Annotated in this window: 25 protein-coding genes and 1 riboswitch; of the genes, 18 read left to right on the top strand and 7 right to left on the bottom strand. The window is 30.6% G+C overall.

From position 1 onward, the window contains the following. Positions 1-7: 7 nt before the first annotated feature. Positions 8-1318, top strand: a complete 1311-nt coding sequence (gene grdH / locus IMX26_RS06745; RefSeq protein WP_195160911.1) for a betaine reductase selenoprotein B — start codon at positions 8-10, stop codon at positions 1316-1318. Positions 1319-1365: 47 nt separating this feature from the next. After that, positions 1366-2862, top strand: coding sequence for a BCCT family transporter (locus IMX26_RS06740; protein WP_195160910.1), 1497 nt, complete (start codon positions 1366-1368; stop codon positions 2860-2862). Positions 2863-2980: 118 nt separating this feature from the next. Here the strand turns inward: IMX26_RS06740 and IMX26_RS06735 are convergent, their stop codons facing one another. Both IMX26_RS06735 and IMX26_RS06730 read right to left on the bottom strand, forming a co-directional pair. Continuing rightward, positions 2981-3355, bottom strand: coding sequence for a hypothetical protein (locus IMX26_RS06735; protein ID WP_195160909.1), 375 nt, complete (start codon positions 3353-3355; stop codon positions 2981-2983). Continuing rightward, positions 3348-3938: a TetR/AcrR family transcriptional regulator gene (locus IMX26_RS06730; RefSeq protein ID WP_195160908.1), complete on the bottom strand. Its 591-nt coding sequence runs from the start codon at positions 3936-3938 to the stop codon at positions 3348-3350. Before IMX26_RS06730 ends, IMX26_RS06735 begins: the two co-directional genes overlap by 8 nt. A gap of 220 nt (positions 3939-4158) precedes the next feature. On the opposite strand from IMX26_RS06730, the gene IMX26_RS06725 reads away from it, so the two are divergent. Then, positions 4159-5610, top strand: coding sequence for an NAD(P)-dependent oxidoreductase (locus IMX26_RS06725; protein ID WP_195160907.1), 1452 nt, complete (start codon positions 4159-4161; stop codon positions 5608-5610). An 83-nt stretch (positions 5611-5693) separates the two neighbouring features. Beyond that, complete coding sequence (locus IMX26_RS06720; RefSeq protein WP_195160906.1) at positions 5694-6653, top strand: alpha/beta fold hydrolase; 960 nt, start codon at positions 5694-5696, stop codon at positions 6651-6653. A gap of 7 nt (positions 6654-6660) precedes the next feature. Here IMX26_RS06720 and IMX26_RS06715 read toward each other — a convergent pair whose 3' ends face one another. Continuing rightward, complete coding sequence (locus tag IMX26_RS06715) at positions 6661-7479, bottom strand: MerR family transcriptional regulator (RefSeq protein WP_195160905.1); 819 nt, start codon at positions 7477-7479, stop codon at positions 6661-6663. A 141-nt stretch (positions 7480-7620) separates the two neighbouring features. Here IMX26_RS06715 and IMX26_RS06710 point away from each other — a divergent pair, with 141 nt between their 5' ends. Next, the gene (locus IMX26_RS06710; RefSeq protein WP_195160904.1) at positions 7621-8160 is read left to right on the top strand and encodes a hypothetical protein; all 540 of its coding nucleotides are present in this window, start codon (positions 7621-7623) and stop codon (positions 8158-8160) included. A 211-nt stretch (positions 8161-8371) separates the two neighbouring features. Here the strand turns inward: IMX26_RS06710 and IMX26_RS06705 are convergent, their stop codons facing one another. The 4 genes from IMX26_RS06705 to IMX26_RS06690 all read right to left on the bottom strand — a co-directional run bounded on the left by IMX26_RS06705 (position 8372) and on the right by IMX26_RS06690 (position 11800). After that, complete coding sequence (locus tag IMX26_RS06705) at positions 8372-8725, bottom strand: four helix bundle protein (RefSeq protein WP_195160903.1); 354 nt, start codon at positions 8723-8725, stop codon at positions 8372-8374. Between the two features lie 165 nt (positions 8726-8890). Next, the gene (locus tag IMX26_RS06700; protein WP_195160902.1) at positions 8891-10306 is read right to left on the bottom strand and encodes a deoxyguanosinetriphosphate triphosphohydrolase; all 1416 of its coding nucleotides are present in this window, start codon (positions 10304-10306) and stop codon (positions 8891-8893) included. A 74-nt stretch (positions 10307-10380) separates the two neighbouring features. Continuing rightward, positions 10381-10986: a TetR/AcrR family transcriptional regulator gene (locus IMX26_RS06695; RefSeq protein ID WP_195160901.1), complete on the bottom strand. Its 606-nt coding sequence runs from the start codon at positions 10984-10986 to the stop codon at positions 10381-10383. A gap of 163 nt (positions 10987-11149) precedes the next feature. Continuing rightward, positions 11150-11800 (bottom strand): hypothetical protein, encoded by a 651-nt coding sequence (locus IMX26_RS06690; RefSeq protein WP_195160900.1) that lies wholly within the window; start codon positions 11798-11800, stop codon positions 11150-11152. Between the two features lie 220 nt (positions 11801-12020). Between IMX26_RS06690 and IMX26_RS06685 the strand changes: the two genes are divergently transcribed. From IMX26_RS06685 to IMX26_RS06625, 13 genes are all read left to right on the top strand, one after another. Then, on the top strand, positions 12021-12920 hold the full coding sequence (locus IMX26_RS06685; RefSeq protein ID WP_195160899.1) for a bifunctional enoyl-CoA hydratase/phosphate acetyltransferase: 900 nt from the start codon (positions 12021-12023) through the stop codon (positions 12918-12920). A gap of 80 nt (positions 12921-13000) precedes the next feature. Continuing rightward, the gene (gene iorA / locus IMX26_RS06680; RefSeq protein ID WP_195160898.1) at positions 13001-14785 is read left to right on the top strand and encodes an indolepyruvate ferredoxin oxidoreductase subunit alpha; all 1785 of its coding nucleotides are present in this window, start codon (positions 13001-13003) and stop codon (positions 14783-14785) included. A 2-nt stretch (positions 14786-14787) separates the two neighbouring features. Further along, on the top strand, positions 14788-15360 hold the full coding sequence (locus IMX26_RS06675) for an indolepyruvate oxidoreductase subunit beta (protein WP_195160897.1): 573 nt from the start codon (positions 14788-14790) through the stop codon (positions 15358-15360). An 84-nt stretch (positions 15361-15444) separates the two neighbouring features. Next, positions 15445-16539, top strand: coding sequence for a histidinol-phosphate transaminase (hisC, locus tag IMX26_RS06670; RefSeq protein ID WP_195160896.1), 1095 nt, complete (start codon positions 15445-15447; stop codon positions 16537-16539). Positions 16540-16864: 325 nt separating this feature from the next. Next, positions 16865-18511, top strand: a complete 1647-nt coding sequence (locus IMX26_RS06665) for a hypothetical protein (RefSeq protein WP_195160895.1) — start codon at positions 16865-16867, stop codon at positions 18509-18511. Between the two features lie 9 nt (positions 18512-18520). After that, a complete protein-coding gene (locus IMX26_RS06660; RefSeq protein WP_195160894.1) occupies positions 18521-19408 on the top strand; it encodes a UbiA prenyltransferase family protein in 888 nt (295 codons plus the stop codon). Positions 19409-19419: 11 nt separating this feature from the next. Beyond that, positions 19420-19815, top strand: a complete 396-nt coding sequence (locus IMX26_RS06655; RefSeq protein ID WP_195160893.1) for a GtrA family protein — start codon at positions 19420-19422, stop codon at positions 19813-19815. A gap of 240 nt (positions 19816-20055) precedes the next feature. Further along, on the top strand, positions 20056-21684 hold the full coding sequence (locus IMX26_RS06650) for a hypothetical protein (protein ID WP_195160892.1): 1629 nt from the start codon (positions 20056-20058) through the stop codon (positions 21682-21684). 5 nt (positions 21685-21689) lie between these two features. Next, a complete protein-coding gene (locus IMX26_RS06645) occupies positions 21690-22586 on the top strand; it encodes a UbiA prenyltransferase family protein (protein WP_195160891.1) in 897 nt (298 codons plus the stop codon). A gap of 63 nt (positions 22587-22649) precedes the next feature. Then, on the top strand, positions 22650-23486 hold the full coding sequence (locus IMX26_RS06640) for a creatininase family protein (protein ID WP_195160890.1): 837 nt from the start codon (positions 22650-22652) through the stop codon (positions 23484-23486). Positions 23487-23499: 13 nt separating this feature from the next. Continuing rightward, complete coding sequence (locus IMX26_RS06635) at positions 23500-24273, top strand: MerR family transcriptional regulator (RefSeq protein WP_195160889.1); 774 nt, start codon at positions 23500-23502, stop codon at positions 24271-24273. Between the two features lie 199 nt (positions 24274-24472). After that, positions 24473-24565, top strand: a riboswitch (THF riboswitch). Between the two features lie 95 nt (positions 24566-24660). Further along, positions 24661-25179 carry a folate family ECF transporter S component gene (locus IMX26_RS06630; RefSeq protein ID WP_195160888.1) on the top strand — a complete coding sequence of 173 codons (519 nt, stop codon included), beginning with the start codon at positions 24661-24663 and terminating at the stop codon, positions 25177-25179. 237 nt (positions 25180-25416) lie between these two features. Then, positions 25417-26253, top strand: coding sequence for a transposase (locus IMX26_RS06625; RefSeq protein WP_195160887.1), 837 nt, complete (start codon positions 25417-25419; stop codon positions 26251-26253). The last annotated feature ends 239 nt before the right edge of the window (positions 26254-26492 follow it).

The following is a 26492-nucleotide window of genomic DNA, read 5'->3' as shown; positions in this document are numbered from 1 at the left end:
ATACTAAGTGAAAAAAGCAATTGTTTATTTAAATCAATTCTTTGGTCAAATTGGTGGAGAAGATAAAGCTGATTTTGCACCTGTAATTAGAGAAGGTTTAGTTGGCCCTGCTATGGAGTATAATAAACAACTCAATGCAGAGGTAACACATACCGTAATTTGCGGTGATAACTATATGGGTTCTAATGAAGCTGATGCAGTAGAACAAATTTTAGGTTTTTTAGCTGATAAGGAATTTGATATATTTTTAGCTGGTCCTGCTTTTCAGGCTGGACGTTATGGTAATGCCTGTGGTGTTATCTGTAAAGCTGTTCAAGAGAAATTTAATGTACCAGTATTAACTTCTATGCATGAAGAAAACCCTGGCGTAGAAATGTTTAGAAAAGACATGATTATTTTTAAGGGTGGCAGAAGTGCTGCAGCAATGCGTAAAAATATTAAGGTTATTGCTGATTACGCTAACAAAATGTTTAATAACGAAGAGTTATTTGATGCCGATACCGAAGGATACTTTGGTCGTGGTATTCGTCACCAAGTTTGGAGAGAGGATAAAGTTCCTGCTTCTGAGCGCGTTGTTAGTATGTTAATTAAAAAGCTAAGAGGCGAAGATTTTGTCAGTGAATTGCCAATTCCTGCGCTAGATAAAGTAGAAATTGCTGCACCTATTAAAGATTTAAGTAAAGCTACTATTGCTTTTGCTACTTCTGGTGGTATTGTGCCAGTAGCTAATCCAGATCGTATTCAATCTGCATCTGCAACAAGATGGGGACGTTATAGCATAAAAGATATGGATCGTTTAGAGGGTGGAGTATTTAAAACTATTCACGCTGGTTATGACCCAGCTGCAGCAGATGCTAATCCAAATGTATGTGTACCTATAGATGCTTTAAGAGCCTATGAAAAAGAAGGCAAAATTGGCAAACTACATGAATATTTTTATTCTACTGTAGGTACTGGCACAACCCAGGCTGAGGCAGCTCGTATGGGTCAAGAAATGGTTGAATACTTTGTAAATGAAGGTGTGGACGCAGTAGTTCTATCTTCTACTTGAGGAACCTGTACACGTTGCGGTGCAACGATTGTTAAAGAGATTGAAAAAGCAGGTATTCCAGTTGTGCAAATGGCTAACCTTATTCCAGTTGCAAAAACTGTAGGCGCCAACAAAATGGTACCAACTATTTCTATACCTTATCCATTAGGTGATCCATCTACCAGTAAAGAAGAGCAATGGAAATTACGCTATCATAGAGTAGGGGTAGCCCTAGATGCTTTAACAGCTGATGTTAAAGAGCAAACTGTATTTAAGGTAAAATATTAATTAAGTTTATTTGTGAGGGATAATGACACTATAATTATCCCTCATAAATGTGTAAGGAGGGAATTACTATAAAAAAGAAAAATAATGTTGTATTTTATATATCTGTTATATTTACTTTGGCTATAGTTGCTTGGGCAATGCTTATTCCGCAAGGGTTTGAGTCTGCAGCAAAGGCTGCTTTTAATTATTTAAATACAAACTTTGGCTGGTTTTATGTGTTAACTATGTTTTCATTTGTAGCATTTGCAATATGGATTGCATTTAGTAAATATGGCAAAATTAAACTTGGTCCCGATGATAGCAAACCTGCTTATAGTCTTATGTCTTGGTTTGCCATGTTATTTTCAGCGGGTATGGGAATTGGTTTAGTTTTTTGGGGTGTTGCAGAACCGTTAAAACACTTTATTAATCCTTTAGGAGCAGCTGCTGGTAGTGGTGCTGCCGCCGATTTTGCTATAAAAAAATCTTTTTTTCACTGGGGTTTACACCCTTGGGCCAACTATTGTGTACTAGCTTTAGCACTAGCATATATGCAATTTAGAAAAGGTAAACCTGGCCTAATTAGTAGTGTATTTATACCGCTATTAGGTGAAGAACGAGCAAATGGTCCTATTGGTAAACTCATAGATATTTTGGCTATTTTTGCAACAATTGCAGGTGTAGCTACTTCACTTGGTTTGGGAACACTACAAATCAATAGTGGTCTTAACTTCTTATTTGGTATACCCGAAACAAACTTAGTTAAATTAGCTATAGTTGCTATTGTAACTATTCTGTTTATGATTTCAGCAGTTACTGGTCTTGATAAGGGTATAAAGTTCCTTTCTAATTTAAATGTTTCTGTTGCAGGAATATTATTAATTGCCACTGCTATTGTTGGCCCTACTTTATTAATCATAAATACTTTCACAGATGGCTTAGGGGCATACTTTGGTAATTTCATAAGAGACAGTTTTAGAATTGGTCCTTATGGTGATAATAGTTGGTATGGCGGTTGGACTATATTTTACTGGGCTTGGTGGATTGCTTGGGCGCCATTTGTAGGCACCTTTATTGCCCGTATTTCTCGTGGCCGTACAATTAAGCAGTTTGTAGGTGGAGTACTGTTAGCACCAACTTTAGCATCATTTTTATGGTTTGCTGTATTTGGTGCAACTGGTATTAATACAGGAATTGATGTTGCTACCAAAGCTGCTGCAGTTACCGAAACTTCACTCTTTGTAGTTATGCAACAGTATCCTTTAGGTACAGTTATCTCATTAATTGCTGTTGTATTATTATGTACTTTTTTTGTGACATCGGCAGATTCAGCCACTTTTGTATTAGGCATGTTATCCTCTAATGGCGAAATGAATCCCTCTACTAAGCGTAAAATAATTTGGGGTGTAATTCAGTCTGGACTTGCCTTATCTTTACTATTAGTTACCGCAAATGGTCTGCAAATGTTGCAAACAGCCTCAATTGTAGCGGCTTTCCCATTTGCTTTTATTATGATTTTTGCCATGATTTCATTGGTGAAAATTTTAAAAACCGAAAAGGTATAAATAGCAATTATTTATATAATATCGCCCACAGCAAATTCTCTCTGTTGTGGGCGATATTTTTTTAGTTTTTGTGCCTAATCCTGTGAAATAGGATGATTTTATTTTAATTTCATTGCTACTATTTTGTTATTAAATGTAAAACCATAAAAGCAAAGGCTAATAGAGCCAAAATTCGATGTGGTATAAGCCATTTATTTAAATTAGTATCGTTTTGAAAAGCGCAGCTAATAGCAATAATAAATACAGTAATAAATGTTGCTGTTCCAAAGTTAAGAGATAGTATCTTTACAGGGGCTAATAATCCATGTATTAGTGAGGTTATTATTAGTAGTTTACCAGCAATTTTATGAAAACCTTTGGTTTTTTTATATATGTTATTAATTTTTCCTTTTTTCTTGTTATCAACAATTCTAAATAGCCATAAAAGTATAGTAAAGATTAATAATACAGAGCTTAGCTTAGCAAAAATAGTGTTAATAATTTCTTTAGGCATTATTTACCTCCAACTTAAATAGCTTTAGCGTTTTATTAAGGTGTAAAAAAAGTTCTTCTTTTTGCATATTAAAATTACCTGATATATATATCATTAACATGCCATGAATACTAAAAAAAATGGTATTGCAGACATCAAGTAGCTCCTCCCTATAATTAAGTTGTTTAAATGAATTTATAAACATCTCACTGAGTAAAGCATAGTCTACATTCTTTTCAAAATTAGTATGTTGTTTATTTAGTTTTACATAAAATAATAACTCAAATATATTTGTATTATTAACTAGGTAATCTATATAACATCTAAAAACATCATAAATAACGTTTTTCGAATTATTAGCTGTAATCTGTAATACACTAATTAACTCCGCTATAATCTTTGACCTTGTAGCAAACAAAAGCTCATCCATATTTTTAAAATGATTGTAGATAGTTGCAAAGGTATAGCCTGCTTCATCAGCAACCTTACGTGCTGAAACCTCTTTAATGCCCTGTTCAATTATTATATTTTTTGTTGTTTCAATAAACAGGTCTTTAACTCTTTGGGCCTTTAACTGTCGTTTACTAATTGCTGATTTATTCATATTTATAACACCCTTATAAAAATTATAACACTATTATAATTTACTATATTGCTTTAGTCAAGTAACTACAGTATTGTATACATATTTTTTAGCTTAGTTTTATTTAAATTTAGAGCTTTGTTGTTAGTGTGCTTTAATAAGTAAAAGGATTTTTAAGTGTTAAACGAGAACTTTTAATTATAATTTATGTATATATTAATGGTGTTAAAGGGGCATAAAAATGAAAAAAATCACCATATTGCTAACAGGAGCTAGTGGAACTATGGGACAAGCGGGGGTAGCTGAGTTATTAAAGCATAAAGATAAACATAACTTAATACTTTTTTCATTACCAACCCAAAAAGATAAAAAAATTTTAGCTAAATATAAAAAAGAAAACAATGTAAAAATTATTTGGGGAGATTTAGTAAACTATAACGATGTTAAAAAAGCAATAAAGGGTGTAGATATAGTACTTCATGTTGGAGCACTAGTATCACCACTCGCTGACCGTAATCCTGAACTTGCTTGGAAGGTTAATTATGGTGGAACTAAAAATATTGTAGATGCAATTTTGCAGAGAAAAGATAATAGCCAAGTCAAATTAGTATATGTTGGTACCGTAGCCCAAACAGGTAACAGAGCTTTTCCTGTGCATTGGGGGCGAGTAGGTGACCCCTTAGTGCCAAGTGTATATGATTACTATGCTTTGTCTAAAATTGCAGCAGAGCGGTATGTTATTGAGTCTGGTCTTAAACAATGGGTCTCTATAAGGCAAACGGGTATTTTGCATACTAAAATTCTTAGCATTAACGATGGAATTGCTTTTCATCAATCTTTAAATAATCATATTGAATGGGTATCGGCTAAAGACTCAGGCAGATTGTTAGCCAATATCTGTTTTAAAGATTTACCTAAGCATTTTTGGCGTAAAGTATATAATATAGGAGGGGGAAAGTGTTACAGATTAACAGCATATCAACTTATGCAAAAACTACTCAACTTAATGAATATTAACCTACATGATATATATAATCCCAATATGTTTGCCTTAAGAAATTTTCATGGACATTTTTACTTAGATTCAGATAAATTAAATGAGTATCTTAACTTTAGAAGTGAAGGTTTAAAAGATATAATGCAGGGCATTAAAGATAAATTACCTTTCTATATAAAATTACTCAAATACCTACCTAAAAAAATAGTTAAAAAACATATGATTAAGGAGAGTTTAAAGAATGCAAATACCCCTCTTTACTGGGCAAAACATAATGATAAAACTAAAATAAAAGCATATTTTGGATCAATTAAAGATTGGAATAGTATTGGTGATTGGCACACGTTTAACCACATTATAGACCCCCCCCATATAACTCTTAACCATGGGTATGATGAAACAAAAAAAGATCAAGAGTTTGTTATTGAAGATATGCAAAAAGCTGCAGAATATAGAGGTGGAAAGTGTTTATCTTTAACAATGGTTAAAGGTGATTTGCACACAAAGCTCAAATGGTTATGTTCGGAAGGACATGAGTTTAAAGCAAGCCCATATTTAGTTTTAAAAGCAGGACATTGGTGTAGTAAATGTGTACAGTCTCCCTGGAACTTTGATCAACAAGCTAAGCAGAATGATTTTTTAGCTCAAGTATGGTATGTTGACCATTGTAGAAGTGAAAATAATATCTACCAATAAACACTATTAAGCTCTAAATTTTGATAGTTTTCAAGTAATATTTATGCTAGAATAACTTTATAAAACGTATAGGTAAAGAAAAAATGAAATTAATTAATAAAAAAGCTCTACTAATCATAGCTATAATTGCCCTTTTAATACCACTGATTACAGGCATTGCAATAGGTTATTATCCTTTACAAATGAGTAAAGAACATACTTTAAAAGTGTCTAAGATGTTTTTAGAGGATATGGGTTTTAATAAACAAGAATTTTACGACTCATATACCAAAATTCTTAAACAGAGCACTATTAAATCCAGTAAATGGGGCCACGATATACCCATTAAGTACTTCGTAAATGGTGACTATTTTAAACCTACTATGGTACTAATACACTGGCATGAAACAAATCATTCAACTATGTTGCCCTTAGCAGAGATGTTTATTAAACAGGATTTTAACGTTGTAGTATACGATCAACGTGCCCATGGAGATAACACTGCTAAAACAGTTACCTTTGGTTATTATGAAAAAGATGATTTACAAGATGTAATAAACTTTGTTAAATCAAAATCTAAAGGTGTACCATTGGGAGTATTAGGGCAATCTATGGGAGCCTCTACTGTAGGTTTTTATATAGGAAGTAAACATGCTCAAAATAATATAGATTTTGCTATTATGGAGAGCCCATTTAATAACATGTATCAAGAGATAGAGTATAGCATACACTCTAAGCTTGGCTTTAAACTACCAGTAACTTTAGTTCTAAATATAGGTAGCATGTTTAATAAGTTGATTAATGGATTTTCATATAAAGAGGTTAATGTAGCTAAGTTTATTAAAAATACAACAATACCTACTCTAATAATGCATAGTGAAACAGATACTGTTTGTGATTATAATATGGGTAAGCAACTCTATGAAACAATTGGTTCAGGTACTAAAAAGATGGTAACTTTTAAAAACACTAAACATGTAACAGCCTTTTTTAAAAATTATAAGTTATATGAAACAGAAATTAATAATTTTATAAAAAATAACTTAAGGAGAATTGCTAAATAATGAAGTATTACTTTTTAACGGGAATTTCAATACCTGTTATATGATACTCTGTATTTTTAGTAATAAACTGATTACTAATGGTTCGCTCAATGGAATTGCCAATTATTGTGTAGTTGTGCTGTTGGATATAGTTTAGTAATGTGTTGTAATAAAGGTGAGCTTGCTCGTGAGTGCCTTTAAACCAAATACATACAAAATCAGATTCAGGTATTTCTTCTACTAAGTTAGGTTTAATTTTAATAGACTCTAACAGCATACCAACTGAGCTATACTCATAAAATTTATGACTTTGCATATTATCTTTAGACATACGTAAAATAACATTACCTATAATTACTGGTAACATTATATTTATTTTACGCTCTAGCTTTTTTAATAAAAGTTCGAGGCTGGTATTTAAGTAAAAGCTCTCTTTTAATAATACTATTCGCCTTTTAGATATTCGTTTTTCTATAACCTTATTAAATTCTTCAATTCTTTTTATTTCTTCTATAGCATCAATCCGGGTTTGAAACTTGTTATGAATATCTTTAAGCTCTTCTATTTTTCTTTCGGTTTGTTTTTGTTGTTCTTTTAATAACATCAAAAAATCGTCTATAACAGGGTTATCTAAATGCTTTTTAATCTTTTTTAGAGGCATACCTAAAATCTTTAAAAATAAAACTGTATCTAAATGCTCTATTTGGTCTGCTGAGTAATACCTATAACCAGTTTTTTCATTAATAAACTGGGGTTTAAAAAGATTAATTTCATCATAATATCGTAATGTTTTAACTGGTAAGTTAAACATTTTTGCCATTTGACCTATGGAATACTTATTTTCCATGATAAACTCCAATCTAATAACTGTAACTTTAAATAATTTGCGTAACACTTAACATTTTGCTACCATAATACTATTAACATAAAATCAATTATAATTATTATACCATTTCAACAAGCCAAGATTAAAAATAAGGATTTTACTATGTTATATAATTACTTATTTAATTACACCAAAAAAGACTATTATAACTTAATAAAAGAAGAATTAAAAATAATGCTATTTGCATTTTTTTTATCATTAACACTTTGTACATTATCCATTTTAGGATTTAAAGAAAAAATTGCAAGGATATTTTTTGGTGCAATATTTTGCTGTGCTTGTTTATACTTGCTAAAATATATTATTACTTATGTTGTAGAGTATTTTACTATGGATATAAAACATTTAGTATGCCACTATGCAAAAATAACCACTAAATATGACTCCAAAAAAAATCACCAATATCACCATGTTACTTTTATAGATAACAAACTAAAATACCAAGAAGCAAAATTTAGATTATCTACCACAAAAGAAGGCCAAAATAACATAATATTTAATGGCCCAAACACAATACTATTTTACACACCCAAAACAAATATCTTAATAGGATTTATTTATGCCGGAAAAGCAGTGAAATTTTATAACGTAGATAACGGCGAGAGTTTAAAAATTTATAACGAGTTAGTGCAAAAAGAGTAGGGGGTTGCCTGCAAACGGCAACGGGCAGGACTCAAACTTCGTTTGTGGTGGAGTGGGTATATACGGGTTGGACTCGCCAAAAGGCTCGTGGTGGGGGCTTGCTGTTGGCAAGCGGGTTTATTTGCTGTCGCATCATGGTATGCCTTTAGCATAAAAAGCAAAAAACTATAGAACTCTTAAGTCTTACATGGAGTTGTACATTTTAGTAATCCTATTTAATTAAATATTTTGAGAAGTTTGTTAATCTTATAGATAAGTTATTGCATTTATTTAACTGTTGATTATATGTATTATTAGTTATAAAATTTAATTCACATGAAATCTCTAGGTGACATACTAGTTCAAATAAAGATCCTTTAGCAATATTAATAAAGTGATTTCTATCTTTGGGGTTTGCTCTGCCATAACCTTCTGCAATATTTGCAGGTATAGATATTACTGCTCTATTCATTTGTGATACAAGTCCATAAAGTTCTGAATTAGGATAGTGTTTTGTTATATTATATATTTCAACTACTAATTCTTTAGATAATTTATAAATATCAAGGTTTTGAAATGTAAACATAGTCATGCCTTTCTGTAAAACGATAAAATATATTAGATAACGATGCGATAGCGAGTCAAAGCTCCGTTTGCCTAAGCAAACCCACCCCACGAACGAAGTGAGTCCTCCCCGTATGCCAACAGGCATACCCAAACCGCACAAACCAAAGGTTAAGCCCACCCCAAGTTAAAGAGTTCCACTTAGCTTTTTAAACAAATCAACTGCATAATAATCAGTCATTCCGCAAATAAAGTCAGTTATTAATAATAATCTATCGTATACAGATTGTTTGCTGTGTTGTTCATAGATATATCTATAGTTAGTGGAGATTATGCGGTAGAGTCTGTTTTCTTTGGTGTTGGCTTTTTTAAAGAGTAGCTTGTTATTTTCATCGGTTGCAGTTAAGCCTTTTACAAAGAGGTTTAGTAAATTGGTAATTACGCTTTCACCAGCTAGTTCTTTAGTTATTATTACTTTATTATTAAAGATTATATAAGATATTTCTTTTAAGGCATTTCTGATGGTACTGGCTTTGCTTTGATTTAGTAGCTCTTTGTTATAGCTACCGTTTATAATGTCTTTATAAGAATTTTCAAATTCTTCTACTACCGATTCAATCATAAATCCCTGTATTTTAGCTCTTAAAATTTGAATAATACGAGCCTCGTTATCTGGGTAGTCATCTGCTATTTTAAGGTTAAGTTTATTTAAAATTTCTTGCTCTTGAGGTAGCATAACTCTAGCACTACCATCTTCATTTGTATATAGCTTTTTTTCTAAGAATCTTTTAATTTGATTTAGGCTTAATACCTTCTTTTTAATGCCATCTTCTAAGTCTGTTACCGAATAAGCTATGTCATCAGCCGCTTCCATAATAAAAACTAAGGGATGCCTACACACAACACCGTTGTTTTGAATTAAGCCTGTTTTTTTAGCGATATCGGTAAACGTGTTTTGTTCGCTCTGAAAATAACCAAACTTTTTAAGGCAAACGCCTTTATTTTTTTTGTTGCCTTCAAGTGAATTACAGGGGTATTTAATTAACGCTGCTAGGGTTGCGTAGGTTAGGTTAAGTCCATAGATATCTTGTACATACTGTAGTTTAGTTATTAATCTTAGGCTATGAGCATTGCCATCAAAATACTGTAAATCTTGTTTTTGTAATGCTGTTAGCTGCTTATTAATGTGTGTATTGCTCTTTAAAAACTCTCTAAAGTATTGTTGAATAGCATATTCACCAAAGTGGCCAAAGGGCGTGTTGCCAATATCATGAAGTAAACCAACAGATGACAAAATAGCTTTTAGCTCTCCTTTGTGTTGTAACGACATATGCTTATTTTTTATTAAAAATCTCTCTATACTAGTACCCATAGAGGAAGCAATGGCTGCAACCTCTATAGAATGGGTTAAACGAGTTCTTATAAAATCACTTGTATCTAATGGAAAAACCTGTGCTTTATCTTGTAGCCTTCTAAAACCAGAGCTAAGTATAATTCTGCCATAGTCATTCTCAAATACATTTCTATTATCATTAGCTAACTTTCCAGATCTCGAAGGCCTACGTCTTGTATTGTTTAATAAAGAACTGCTATCCCATTTCATAAGTTACCTCCAGTATAAACATTATTTTATGAACTGTTTAAATAATAAAAAATAAGCTTATTTTTAAAACTTAGCTAACTAACATTTTCGCAAATAAATTCTAAATGCTGTTGTAAGCCATTTAAATAATTTTGTTTGTCTTTAACTGTAACTGAGTTAACTTTAAATTTACTTATAACAGATTCATTGTAGCCTTTTAAGATAAAAGCAACGTGTTTTTTTAATATATTATTAGGACTTGCTGGTAATTTTATGCTTTTACAAATAACATTAAGATAACAGTTAGCTTGCAAATTTAGTTTTTCTTTTAAGCTAGCCAAGTTAGGATGATGTAGCTCACTCCCTACCTTATTAAAAAATTTGTACATTAAATGATTCTTTATTAAAAAATCGAATTCTATAGCTGCATAACTCATTAAACGCTGTCGCCAATTTTTACCGGTTATTTGGTGTTGTTCAATATGGCTTAAGAGCTTGGTAGAGGCAATTTCAACCAGATAGCTATAAAGCTCTAACTTAGTTGAAAAGTACTTAATTAGGCTTCTATTTGAAATATCTAACTCCTTAATAATTAAGTTTGAAGACGTATTTTCATAGCCATGTTTAACAAAGTGTTTAAACGCAACATTAATTATTGTTTGTTGTTTACTTTGGGATATTTTAAAAAATGTATTGTTCATAAATCCTCCATAAGATCATTATGTCATTTTGTTTTAAATATACTAACATAAATTAAAAAGATGGGGGTTAAAATTAGTTTAAGACTATTTAATATAAAGGTTTTAATTATGTGTTAGAGAATTAGTTATTAAAAAGTTATATCCCTTAGTTAAAGTTCTAATGTTATTTTGTAGATAAATTGTATTGCTTTATTTCTTCATCAGTCAGCCACTTTATTTTATCAACAGGAGCATTAACTGTGAACCAATAAAATTCCTCACAGACCCCAATCTTTTTATACAGCTCTAAAAATCTCTGATGACTATTGTTACTTTTAGCTAAATTGTTTACAACGGTTTTATTTATGGTACGGGCACGAACACCAATTTTAGCTCCAGACTCTATTGTTCGGGAAACTCCAGCTAAAAATATATCTACGGCATTCCCAGCTACTAAACCATTGTATGGAACAAGGGTGTTTAGCTTGGCTGAATTAATCATTTCACAAACTTTTAAGGTGGCATCATCATTTATCGAACTTGGAACAAAGTCAAAAACAACTGTTGTAAGCTCTGGATAGTTAGCAATTACTGCCTCAAAATCTCGAGCTGTATTTTTACTAATAACCCCATTAATGTAAGCTTTATTATCTATAATCTCAAAGATTGCAGGGCTGTCTCCTTGAACTTTAAGTGTAATGGCCTCTAAGTTTGTATACATAACATAAATAATAAAAATGGCAACAGCCACTATTATCATTAATTTTTTATTTCTTTTTTTTGATTTTTCTCTATTTACTTTTAATTGCTTGTTATTTTGATTTTTATTGTCCATTATTATCTCCTGTAATTTAAATTGTTAATACTTGTAAATATCATTTTAGCATTTTCTTTTAATACTGATAATAGCCTAATAGCCTAAATTAGATTTTTTATATGAAAAAAATGTAAAAATTCTTGACTCTCCAGTTACTGTATAGTTTAGAATAGTAATGTACTATTAAATTTTATTTTAGATAAAGTGAAAATTAATAAGCATAAAAGGAGAGCGTTATATGATTAAATCTTTTGCTGATTTAGAGCGTTCTTTAAAGAGTAATGTAAAAACCGCACGTATTGCGGTTGTTTGTGCTCATGAAGAACATACTTTAGAGGCTGTAATTAAGGCCATGAAAGAGGGCTTAGTTACTCCTATACTTATTGGTAATAAATCAAAAATTGAAGAGATACTAAATAGCTTTGCTGTGAATTTAAACCTTGTTACTATTATTAATGAAACAGATGAACCTTTGGCAGCTCAAAAGGCAGTTGACTTAGTAAAAAATAATCAAGCCGACTTTATTATGAAGGGTTTAATCCAAACTAAAAATCTGCTTAAAGCAGTTGTGAATAAAGAACATGGTTTAGGAACAGGTAGTGTTATGTCTCATATGGCGTTTAATGAGGTGCCAAACTACCACAAGCTTTTAGTTACTACCGATGGTGGTATGGTAATGTATCCTAACCTAGAGCAAAAACGAGCAGTACTTGAAAATGCAGTTAAAGTTTTTAATAAATTAGGTTATGAAAAACCTAATGTAGCAGTTTTAGCTGCAGTAGAGAAGGTTAATCCTAAAATGCCTGAAACAGTTGATGCGGCAGAGTTAAAAAGATTGAATCAAGAAGGTATCATTAAAAACTGTATAGTTGAAGGTCCAATTTCTTATGATTTAAGTTTGAACAAAGAGTCTGCAGAAATTAAAAACTACCATAGCGAAGTAACAGGTGAAGTAGATATATTTTTAGTACCGAACATAACCGTTGGTAATATTTTAGGTAAGTCATTAATTTACTCTGCAAAAGCAAAAATGGCTGGTTTAATAGTAGGTGCTAAAGTGCCTATTATTTTAACATCTCGTGGTGCCACTGTAGAAGAAAAGTATTTATCAATTGTGTTGGCTGTTGCAGTAAGTTAATAACATAAAATATGCTAGTACCAACTAGCATTAATATATTAAGCAAATAAATATATGAAAAATTTGTAGGAGGTTGCTAAATGAAGAAGTTAATGACCGGTAACGAAGCAGTTGCTAGAGGTGCTTATGAAGCTGGAGTACGTTATGCTGCAGCTTACCCAGGTACCCCAAGTACTGAAATTTTAGAGAACATTTTAAACTACAAAAACGACATTTACGCAGAATGGGCACCAAACGAAAAGGTAGCTTTAGAGTCTGCAATTGGAGCAGCATTTGCTGGAGCTAGATCTATTGCTTCTATGAAACACGTTGGTGTAAATGTTGCTGCTGACCCATTATTTACTTTATCTTATATTGGGGTGAATGGTGGTTTTGTTTTAGTAAGTGCAGATGAACCTGGAATGCACTCTTCTCAAAATGAGCAAGATAATCGTAATTATGCAAAGTTTGCTAAAATTCCCATGTTTGAGCCTGCAACAAGTCAAGAAGCTAAAGAAATGATTAAAGAGGCTTATAAAGTTAGTGAGCAATATGATACCCCTGTTTTATATAGATTAACAACACGCCTATGTCACTCTAAAGGTATTGTTGATTGTAATGATAGGGTAGAGGTTCCTATTGTAAAATATGAAAAAAATGCTTCGAAAACTGTATCTGTTCCAGCTAACTCACGTAAAATGCGCTACAAAGTTGAAGAGCGTATGATTAAGCTTAAAGATTACTCAAACAATTCTCCTTTAAACTTTTCAGAAATAAATGATACTAAAATTGGTATTGTGGCCTCAGGGGTTTCATATCACTATGCTTATGAAGTATTTGGAGCAGAGGCTTCGTACTTTAAAATTGGTTTTTCTAATCCCTTGCCAATTGAAAAAATAAGAGAGTTTGCTAATCAGGTAGACAAGCTTTATATAGTGGAAGAGAATGATCCATATATAGAAGAGCAATTAAAAATTAATGGCATTGAATGTATTGGAAAAGATATCTTCCCATTCACTGGTGAAATGACTCCAGACGTTATTCGTAAGGCGTTTTATGGAGAGCAACTTAAAACAGCAGAGTTTACAGCAGATGAGGTAGTTGCCAGACCACCAACCCTATGTGCAGGATGTCCTCACCGCGGCTTCTTTTACGAGTTAGCTAAAAAGCGTAATGTATTTATAAGTGGTGATATTGGTTGTTATACTTTAGCATTTGCTCCACCTTATAATGCTATGGATGCTGTAGTTTGTATGGGCGGTTCATTGAGTATGGGACATGGTGCCCAAAAAGTCTTTAACATGAATAAAGATAACGATATGAGAGTTGTATCTGTATTAGGAGATTCAACATTTTTCCATACAGGCATTAACTCCTTATTAAATGTTGCTTATAACCAAAGTAATACAGTTAATGTTATTTTAGATAACCGCATTACAGGTATGACTGGTCATCAACAGAACCCAGGAACAGGATATACAGCGGGTGGTCAATCAGCCCCTAACCTAGATTTAGAGGTTTTAGTTAAGGCCTGTGGCATTAAACATGTTAAAACAATAGATCCTAATAATCTTAAAAAAGTAAAAGAAACCTTAAATTGGGCATTTGCTTTAGATCAACCATGTGTAATTATTACCAGATGGCCTTGTGTTCTTAAAAAATTCTCTCAAGAGGATAAAGATGAATTTACAAATGCCTTTAGAGAAAAATGTACTATAGACCATGACAAATGTATTGGCTGTCGTCAATGTATTAAAACAGGATGTCCAGCATTATCATTTAACAAAGAAACCAGAAAAGCTAGTATTGATTATAATTCATGTGTAGGCTGTGAGGTTTGTTTACAAACATGTCCTGTAAACGCTATTTCAAAGGAGCAAAGGTAATTATGACTAAGAGTATTATGTTAGTTGGTGTAGGTGGCCAAGGAACTATTTTAGCAAGTAAACTTCTAGTTACTGGTCTTCTTGAGGCTGGTTACGATGTAAAAATGAGTGAAATTCATGGTATGTCACAGCGTGGTGGCTCAGTATCATCACAGGTAAGGTACGGAGAAAAAGTTTCATCTCCAGTAATTGAGATAGGTAGCACAGATGTATTAATAGCTTTTGAAAAAATGGAAGCTTTACGTTATTTAAAATATTTAAAGCCTAATGGTAAAGTAGTAGTAAATGATTTTGCTATTGAGTCAATGCCTATACTTAATGGTGTTGCCGAATACCCAAAGGGTATAATTGATAAAATTAAATCTGTTGTAGACACTCAAGTATTAGATGCAGCCAAGCTAGCACGTGAGCTTGGCAACATAAAAGTTATGAATGTAATACTATTAGGTACCCTAGTAAAATCTATGAATTTAGAGTCTGTTAATTGGAATAAAATTATTGAAGAAAACGTTAAAGAACGTTTTGTTGAAATAAACAAAAAAGCCATTTCTTTAGGAATATCTTTAGTTAAATAAGCACTAAATTAAAGTAGCTTTACTTTAAATAGTAGAGCTGCTTTTTATTATAAAGTTATATTTATATGAAAGGATAAAGAAATAATGAGTAAAAACCTATTTAGAACAGAGATAAGTAAAATTGCACCTTATGTGCCTGGTAAACCAATTTCAGAAGTGAAAAAAGAATTTAATATTGATAAAATTGATAAACTAGCATCTAATGAAAACCCACTAGGACCTTCTCCTAAAGCCTTAAAAGCGATTAAAGAGGCTATAAATACAGTTAATATATATCCTGATGCGGCTGCCATGGATTTGCGAGCTAAACTTGCAGATTTTTATGGTTTAACCATTAATAATGTAGTTGTTGGAAGTGGAGGAGAGCAATTATTAGATTTTGTAGCTCGAACATTTATTAACCCAGGTGACGAGGCTATAATGGCTGATGTAACATTTGGGCTATATTCCTCATCTGTAACTATTATGGGTGGTGTACCTATAAAAGTGCCAATGATAGAGTTTAAACACGATTTTAAGCAGTTTGTTAATGCAGTTAATGAAAACACTAAGTTAATATATGTTTGTAACCCTAATAATCCCTCTGGAAACATAATGACAGCAGAAGAAGTTAACTATTTAGTAGATAATGTGTCCAAAGATATTGTTATAGTATTTGATGAAGCTTATTATGAGTATGCCAAGATAAATCAAGAATATCCAAACTCATTAGAAATACTAAAGAAAAGAGAGAATACAATTATTTTGCGAACATTCTCGAAAGTTGTCGGTTTAGCAGCTTTAAGGGTGGGTTATGTCTTAACATCTGAACATATTTCCCGGGAAATGTTAAAGATTAAACCTGTATTTAATGTTAATCAACTGGCTCAAGTAGCGGCAATTGCAGCTTTAGATGATACTGAACACATAAATAAAACAGTGCAACTAAACTATAAATGTATGGACTTAATGACAACATATTTCGACAGTAAAGGCTATAAATATATGCCTTCTAACTCGAATTTTATTTTTGTTAATATTGGTGTCCATAGTAAAGAGGTGTTTGTAGAGTTAATGAAACTAGGCACTATTATAAGACCAGGTTATTTATGGGGTTGTGATAATTGGATACGAGTAAGCACCGGAACAATAGAGCAAACAAAGAGATTTATTAATAATTTGCAAAAAATACTCAAATAAATAAAGGGAATTATGGATAACGTATGTAATCATTAAGTGTGAGGGTATATAACAAGGTATATTTGGCTATAATTAATTATGCAAAGTTTTGGCAAAGCAAATATAGAGATGAAAGCAACTCCTTATACAACTTATACAAACACTCAGTTTTCCTAATTGGGTGTTTGTGCTTTTAAATAAATAATGTTAAATTATTATTATTCTCTTAATAAAACCATACAATAAAAGTTAATCTATAAAGTTTATTTTTGTTTATAATAACTAGTGTAATTAACTAGTTTAGTATATAATTATTCTACAATCGTAATCATAATGAGGTGTTTTAATGAGCATCAAACATAAATATTATATAAGTAACATAGCCTTTGTTATATCTGCATTAGCTTTATCTACGCTATTATGTTTAAGGGCAGAGGGTTATGGGGTAACAGTAAACTTAGTTTTAACAGTTATGGTTGCTTGTGTTTTAGCTTTTGCTGTTAATATTGTTAAAAAGACTTTAAACAATATAACTTTTTTTTCAGCTTGTGTTGCTTTGACTTTTAGTATATTTACAATAATAAGTTTTTCTAAATTCTTTTATTTTTCAAATTCTTTTATATATAAAAAACTAACAGATTTTATTACTTTACCATCCAAATTACCTTTAAACGATGCTAAAATTGTTTGTTTTAGCTTAGCATTTTTATCTTTATGGGCAGTGTTTATTTATTATAATTACTTTTTTAATACTGTTGGTACAGTATTAAAAAAACTTTTGGCTAGCTTTTCTAAAGTAGATTATTTGTACATAGTTTTTGTTGTCTTAATTTTTGCTGTGATCACAGTGCTTGTATATAATGGTACTAATGCCTTTTATGCAGCAGAGCAAAATAATAAGCTAGTTAAATATGATGTTATTTTTACAACAGACTCAAGTAATCACATTCAAGACAACGTTTTTATGAATATTAATGCCCATGAAAATGACTTAAGACAACCTTTATTTGCAGTATTTGCTTTACCCTTTGCTGTTGTTGCTAAAATTATTTCTACAATCTTATTTAATATTACTAATATTTACCCTATAGCTATAAATATAATTCAAGTTTTACTTTTAACAATAGGATCACTTATTATAACTAAGTTATTAGATTTAAAGGGATTTAATAAGTATTTATTTTTAACACTAATAACAATAAGTTATTCTTATTTAGTTTTTTCTGTAACAATAGAGCAGTATGTATTTGCTTTTTTCTGGCTAATACTATTTGTGTATAGTTACCTAAATAATGAAAATCAATCAGCTAAAGATATACTCTTTATAGCTGCTACTGGCTCATTATTGACCAGCGGAGTTATCTTTGTGTTGTTAAGTAGCTTAAAAAATATAAAAAAATATGTATCTACTATTATGGTAACTGCTTTAAAGTTTTTTAGTGTAGTTATCTTATTTTCTCAAACAGTTATCTTTATTAATTTTAAAAAATTTTTAACTGCATATTCACCATATACAGGGCAAAGCTTAAGCTTTATAGATAAACTTTATCAATATTTTAACTTTATAGCTGCTTGTCTTATTAAGCCTCAAACAACTATTGATTTTACTTCATTTAAACACGTATCTTACCAACTAATGCCTGCTAACAGCTTAAACTTACTTGGAGTATTTTTGCTACTTTTAGCTGTAGTAGGTTTTATTAGTAATTATAAAAATAAATATGCTTTGATTTGTTTTTGTTGGTTATGTTATTCTTTTATAATGTTAACTTTAATTGGTTGGGGTACAACAGAAAACGGCTTAATACTGTACTCTTTATATTTTTCGTGGGCCTTTATATCTCTTTGGTATTTTGCTATTAAAACCTTGTTTAAAAAGAGTTTAGTATTAAAAAATATTACTTTATTATGTATTATTGCAGTTATTGGCTATTTTAATATTGAAGGCTTTATGGACTTAATAAAATTTGCCTTTGAGTATTATCCTCGGTAGGTGAGAGACATGGGTAAGTATTTAAAACTAATAAGAGTAAAACACTATTTAAAAAATACGCTTATCTTTTTTCCTTTAGTGTTTAGTAAACAAGTTTGGCAGTATAATTTATTTAAAACTACATTGTATGCCTTTATTGCCTTTTGTTTTTTATCATCTGTTGTGTATATTTATAATGACATTAATGATATAGATAATGACAAAAAACATTCACGGAAAAGGCATAGACCCTTACCAGCAGGGCTTATATCTATTAACAAAGCAAAAATTATTGCTGTATTATTATTATTATTAGTAATTTGCTTTAACTTTTTAGCATCAGCTTTAACAGTACAATCATGGTTATTACTTTTAGTCTATTTGCTCTTAAATATATCCTATAGTAAATGGTTAAAAAATGTACCTGTTGCTGATATTGCGGTATTAGCCAGTGGATTTGTTATTCGTTTAACGTATGGCTCGGTGGTAAGTGCTATTAGTATCTCTAGTTGGCTCTACTTAACAGTACTATCCATGTCATTTTATTTAGTACTAGGTAAAAGACGTAATGAAATTAATAATCAAGAACTAGATACCCGTAAGGTTTTAAAAAAATATAGTTATGCTTTTTTAGATAAAAACATGTACATGTATTTAGCTTTAACTATTGGTTTTTACGCATTATGGTGTGTTGATCAACAAACCATTATTAGCTATGGTAAAAACATTATTTGGACAGTTCCTTTGGTCATGTTAATATGTATGAGGTATAGCTTAGCTGTAGAGGGTGAGTCGGATGGAGATCCTATAGAAGTAGTGTTTAATGACAAATTTATGTTAGTATTAATACTACTTTATGCTATGACAATGTTTATAATAATTTATTATGAACCCTTGCTACAGTTAATATCAAAATAAGGGCTAATAAAATGAATAGAATAACCAAACTAAAAGCGTTGTTTTTTAACAAAAACTTTTTAGCATTTTTGATAATTGGAGTTATAAATGCAGTCAATGGTATTGTGTTTGCAACTGTTTACGCAATGTTTATAAACACAAATGTAGCTTTTATTGTAGGATATATCACTAGTTTATCAATATCCTATGTACTTAATAGTAGCTTTAATTTTAAAGAGAGATTACAGCTCTCTAAATACATTAAGTTTTGCATTTCGTATGTACCTAATTTTGTGATTCAAAACTTATTTGTGGTGGTGTTTTTTAATATATTACAGTGGCCGAAGCTAATAGTATTTGTTATGGCAGCCATCATAGGTGTACCTATAACCTATTTATGTATAAAGCTCTTTGTATTTTTTGATTAATAATTAATAAATAAAGTAAGGCATAAGGTTGAAATAAAAACCTTGTGTCTTTTGTTATTTTACTGTAAGAAAATCTTAAATAATATTTGTTATATTTTTAAAGAGCATGTAAAGATTACTGAAAAATTTAGCTTACAAAAATGTAAGCTATTTTTATATAATGTAAGGTTATTAAATGGCTGCTAACTCTTAAAAACTTTATGATTATAACAATTAGTAAATAGATAGGATTTAATTATTATGAAAGATATAAACAAAAAACAACATCTTCTGAACATTTTATTTATTATATCAGTAGTAGCACTTCAATCAATATTATCGATTAGAGGCACTCATTTAAAATTCTATTTAGGCTTAGTAGTAACTCCTATAGTAGCTGGAATTATGTGTTATAGATTTAAATTTGTTGAGCTTGCATTGCATAACACCACTAAAATGTTAAATATATTATCAGGTATATGTTCTTTATTCAGTCTATATTATTTAGCTTATTATTTTTTAACTATAAATTCTTGGACAAGTAATAGTCTAAAGCTTCTGGTAAAGGGCTCTAGCACTGCCTATGTAATGGCTGTGGCAATAATCTCGGGGTGGGCAATATTTTTACTTTTCAGCTACTTTTTTAGTACCTTAAAAGACCCTGTTGTAAAATTTGTGAAGAGCATTACCAGATATGAGTATTTTTATTTAATTGTAGTAGTAGTTATTTTTACAGCAGTAACATTTGTTATATATAGTCAAACATCTGTTTTTTACAAACCTATATATAAAAATGAGGTTTTAGATTGGGATGTAGTTTATACTACGGATTCACCTTATTTTATAGCAACAGATGTTTACACAAATGTTAAGGCGTATGCTAACGATATAAGACAACCTTTTTTTGCTATTTTTGCGTTACCATTTACCTATACAGCAGTGGTTTTAAGCAAGTTGTTGTTTTTTATTCCTAATAGTTATGTAATTGCGTTAATAGCAGTGCAGGCTTTTGTACTTGCTTTAACAGTTTTAATGTTGACTAGACTTATGAAGTTAAACAAAATAACAAAGCGATTTTTTATGGCGATGATATTTATTTGTTATCCATTTATGTTATTTTCAATATTATTAGAGCAGTATGTTTATTCTTTATTCTATTTAATTTTGTTCATATATGTGTGTTTGAATTACCAAAATCAAAGGCTGAAGGATTTAGTGTACCTAGGGGCTACCGGTTCACTATTAACCACAGGCATTTTGTTTCCATTATTAGCAAGTAGTAAAGCACCTAAAAAAAGCATAAAAGAAATTGCCTTTACTGCCTGCAAGTTTTTTAGCTTAATTTTTATATTCGCCTTAATCCCTATATACCCTGAAGCACCATCAGTTGTGAATGCCTACAAGAAGTTTACAGGTTATGGTTTAACATTTATAAACAAATTATTGCAATACATTAACTTTGTAGCAATTAGCTTCTTAAGGCCCGAGGCAGGTGTTAACAATACAACATTTGAGTTTGCTTCTTATCAGCAAACAGCCGTAAAAAGTTTAAACATACTGGGAGTTATTATTATAGCTTTAACAATTGTTTCATTTATAGTTAATCGTCGAAGAATGTTTGCTAAAATAAGTTTTTTTTGGGCGATATTCTCCTTTATAGTTTTATGCGCTTTTGGTTGGGGTACTGGTGAAAACGGTCTGTTATTATATAGTTTGTATTTTGCTTGGGCGTTTATTTGTTTAATATTTATGTTAGTGGACAAGTTTTTTTCAAATAAAAGCGTATCAAAAATTGCTATATTGAGTACAGTTATGATTGTGCTTTTATACTTTAATGTTAAGGAAGTTATGCAGCTTGTTAGGTTTGGCATTAAATATTATCCGAGGTGAAATAAATGAAAAAATATCTAAGGCTAATGAGAGTAAAACACTATTGTAAAAATATTTTAGTATTTGTACCACTTGTCTTTAGTAAACTTTTTTTTGTTCAGCAGCACTTTGTTAATAATTTATTGGGCTTTATCGCCTTTAGTCTAATGACCTCAGTAGTGTATATAGTGAACGATATTAATGACCTTGAGAGTGACAAAAAGCATCCCACAAAGTGTAAAAGGCCTTTACCAGCTGGCTTAATTACAGTTACAAAAGCTAAAATACTAGCCACAGTATTGTTTGTTTTTTCTATTATAGTTAATGCCTTTACAAAATCCAACTTGTTTATATCTACTAATTTGATATTGGCTTATTATTTGTTAAATATTTTATATAGTAAGCACTATAAACATGTGCCTATTTTTGATATAGCTATTTTGGCATCGGGCTTTGTAATAAGGGTTTTATATGGCTCAGCTGTGGTTAATATATTAATATCTTCATGGTTATATTTAACTATTATTACTTTGTCTTTATACTTAGTGTTAGGTAAAAGAAGAAATGAAATAGTAAAACAAGGTAGCTCAACAAGGTGTGTGCTAAAAAAATATAACTACAACTTTTTAGATAAAAATATGTACCTATATTTAGCCCTTACAATTGGTTTTTATTCAATGTGGTGTGTAGATAGTAATACTATAAGTAGTTTTGGAAAAAGTATAATTTATACAGTCCCTTTAGTAATGTTAATTTGTTTAAAGTATAGCTTAGCAGTTGAAGGAGATAGCGATGGAGACCCTGTAGAGGTTGTTTTTTCTGACAAAATAATGCTTTTACTGATAGCTAGTTATGCTATATTAATGTTTAGTATTATCTACTACAAGCCTTTTCATAACATAGTTATGGCAACTATAAATTAATTATTGACCTTCCTGTTACAGGAAAGCATAAGCTTAACTTATTAATGAAAAGAGGTGTAATTAATGAGTAAAAATATTATGCAATTAACTTGGCAGGAGCTAGCACAAATTAACAAAGATAGCGCAGTGATTTTTGTTAATATAGCTCCAATTGAGCAACATAGTATTCATTTGCCATTGGGAGTTGATGTTTATGAAACAGAGTATTGGCAAAAATTAGCGAGTAAACTATTAAAAGAGCAAACATATGAGGTATATCATTTACCAGTTATACCATGTGGTTACGCAACTAAAACAAATATTGTAGGTAATTTATATTTATCTAAAAACACTCTGTTTAACTTAGTTTATGAAGTGCTAAATAATATTGCGCAATGGAAGTTTAAAAATATCGTTTTACTTTCTGCTCACGCAGATCCTATTCATAACATTATAATGGAAAAAGCCTGCGACAAAATAAATGCAGAAAATGGAATAAAAGCAATAGCTCCCATGGGTGCAATTTTCTCTGGTGAAAAAGTAGGCATTAACAGTGAAAACTGTGCAGAAGTTAATGCCTTATTAACAAGTTATCCACATGATTATCATGCTGGCTGGATAGAAACATCATGTATGTTAAACTATAATAAAATGTTGGTTAAAGATAAGTACAAAGACATGCCTAATATAGAAATTGACCCAAAGCACATGCTTAGTAAAAAAAAGCTAAATAAATCAACTGGAGATTATGGTCATTTAGGTTATCCTCAATATGCTTCTACAGATATTGGTCGGCAACTAAATGAAGCTATGGCAAAGCAAATAGTAAAAGCAACTACGGCCTTTATAAAAAGAGATGGTTATGAAAAATATCAGCATCATTTTTTGTATTCCAAACCCTTTGTAAAATTAATGGTGTAAGGAGGAACTAAAAATGTATACAATAGGTCAGTTTGCAGTAATAACACAGGTTTCTGCAAAAGCATTAAGACACTATGATGAGATAGATCTTTTTAAACCCTATACAATAGTGGCAGAGAATAATTATAGATATTATCATAAACAACAAATAGCAGAATTAAACACCATTAAAGAGCTTAAGAGTTATGGTTTTAGTTTGCAACAAATAAAAAAAATAATGGCTAGCAAAAGTGGGCTTAACAATGATTTAAAACATCAATTAATAGTAATAGAAAAAGAAATAAAAGATTTACAACATAAGCAAAACTTGATTAATCAAAAGCTGAATAATAATAAACAAAACACCGCTGTTGAGAATCAGAACTACTTAATTGAAAAACACAGTTTAAAATCTTACCAAGCTATATGTGTGCGAGATACTATTAGGTTAAATGATATTGGGCAGCTAATTAGTAGACTTTATGAATTAGCCAAAGAATATAATGTTCAAGTAATAAATGGTCATAAAATGAGGGTTAAATATTTAGATAATGATTTATGTTCAATAGAGGTGTTTGCAGAGGTTATAGATTTAAAAAGCTTACCTATAAACAACGTAGTTGAAATAGAGCAGGGTACTTATGTAAGTACAGTTCATAGTGGTATAAAGCACAAAGAAAACGCCTATGCAAACTTATATGATTATGCTAACAAACAACATCTAAAGCTAGCTGATAATCCCCTTGAAGAAATTAGTATTATTTTGGGTAAATTAAATACTAAAATATACATTAGAATTATAGAATAAATATAAGATACATGCTCTAAAAATATCACACAATAACTTAAATTAAAACAAAGCAGCATGATTTATTAATTAACAAGCATGCTGCTTTTTATTCTAAAGCCTAGTTTTAGTTTTAAATTAAGAATCTTTTTGACATTAACGTTAACTCATGGTATCATATTTTTTACAAGTTAATAAACTTGTTAATAAAACTTAATAAAACAGAGTAGATGTTTTGCGTAAAGTGCTAAAGAATGGGATGTAGTCTTTAGACGAAGAATAATTTTCGCGATAAAACATCGCGTCCGCTGTATATTTCTGACTTAGGTATCTTATATAGCTGTTTTATATGGGATATTTTTTGTTTGTTATAACAGTATTGCGGATGCCTAAAGGAGGAAATAACACATGAAAATTTCTACAAGGCAGTTAGCAAAAGCAGGGTTATTAATAGCTATAAGTGTAATATTTACAAGGCTGTTTTCATTTAGATTAACGCCAGTTTTAAGAATTGGATTTGGACAATTACCAATAATTTTAGCAGGAATAACTTTAAACCCGCTATTAGGATTTACAGTAGGTGTATTAGCTGATTTAAGTGGCTTTATGATTAACTCAATGGGGGGTATGTTTATACCAGGCTTAACCCTATCGGCAGGATTATGTGGTTTAATACCCGGTTTAGTTTATCAAAGGCTAAAAAAGAAACCCAAAGTAGCTGTGTGGCTAAGTGTGAGCATAAATGCCTTAGTAGTTAACGCCTTAATTAATACCTATTGGTTATCATTATATATAGGAAGCTTTTCCTTTATGGCAGCTCTACCTATGCGAGTAATTAATCACCTAATAATGATTCCGATTAACTCAATTTTAGCAATTACCCTATTAAAAACACCAGTATTCAAAGATATAAAAATAAATAAATAAATAAATAAAATATGAAACGCTAAAGACAGTTTAAGGTCTCTAGCGTTTTATTTTATTAATTACAAATTAAAAATATTTTGATAAAATGTATATATATTTAACTATAATTATTAAATTATCACTATATATTTAAAAATTCCCGAACGCTGGGGACGGGTGCAAATGTTCGTTTTCCGAACAAAATCACCCGTCCCCAACGTTCGCAGTGTTCCATATTTAATTAATGGAGGTGTAAATGTGGCAAGGCAAGCAAGACAGCAAAGCTCAACTGGATATTATCATGTTATGTTACGAGGTATTAATAAAAAAGATATTTTCGTAAATGACACAGATAAAGAAAAATTTTTACAATTATTAAAAAAACAACAAGATGATTGTAAAATAAAAATAACAGCCTGGTGTATTATGAGTAATCATGTACATTTAATATTACATGCACATGTAGAAGATATGTCTTATGCTATTAAGGTAGTGAGTGGCATGTATGCTACCTACTATAATAATAAGTATGACAGAATAGGGGCACTATTTAATAATAGATTTAAAAGCAAAGCTATTGAATCGGATGAATACCTTAAATGTAATGTTAGATACATACATAATAACCCTGTAAAAGCGAATATAGTTAATCAGGCCCAAGATTATATTTGGAGTAGTTACATAGAGTATTTGCATAAAAGAAACTTTGTTTATAATGAAGAAAAAAAGTTTATACTAAAGTGTTTTAGTAACAATCTCAAAAGTTTTGCTGATTTTCATAAGCAAGATGATAATGAAATATATTTAGAGATAAAAGAGGATACTGAAAAGATAAAATACATAATGGGTTATAATTTAAGACAAGAGTACATAAAAAAATATAGTATTACAAGTGCAAAACAGTTACATATGAATAGTTATTTAATGAATGAATTATGTTACATGTTAGTAAGAGAATGTGGTTTGTCACTGAGAAAAACAGCATGCTTGTTAGAGACTCAATATAATGCGGTTGATAGGTATCTAAAAAATTATGAAAGAACGTTAAATACAGGTTCATCTGTTCACATTCCGAACAAAATCACCCATCCCTAGCGTTTAGATAAAAGGAGTTAGGTTAAGAAATAAATAATAAAGAAGGTACAAGAGAAAAACTATTGAGCTAACAATTTTTAGTACAATATTTAACTAATAGAGCAATGTAAAACTGGAGATTGATTAACTTGAGATAACTGACGAACGTTGGGGACGGGTGCAAATGTTCGTTTTCCGAACAAAATCACCCGTCCCCAGCGTTCGGGTATTTATGTTTTGGAGTAATAACTACTAGAGAA

Source organism: Clostridium sp. 'deep sea' (genome assembly GCF_014931565.1).
Classification (GTDB): domain Bacteria; phylum Bacillota; class UBA994; order PWPR01; family PWPR01.
Note: the sequence above shows the minus strand (reverse complement) of the source record. Positions and strands in the feature narration are given on the sequence as shown.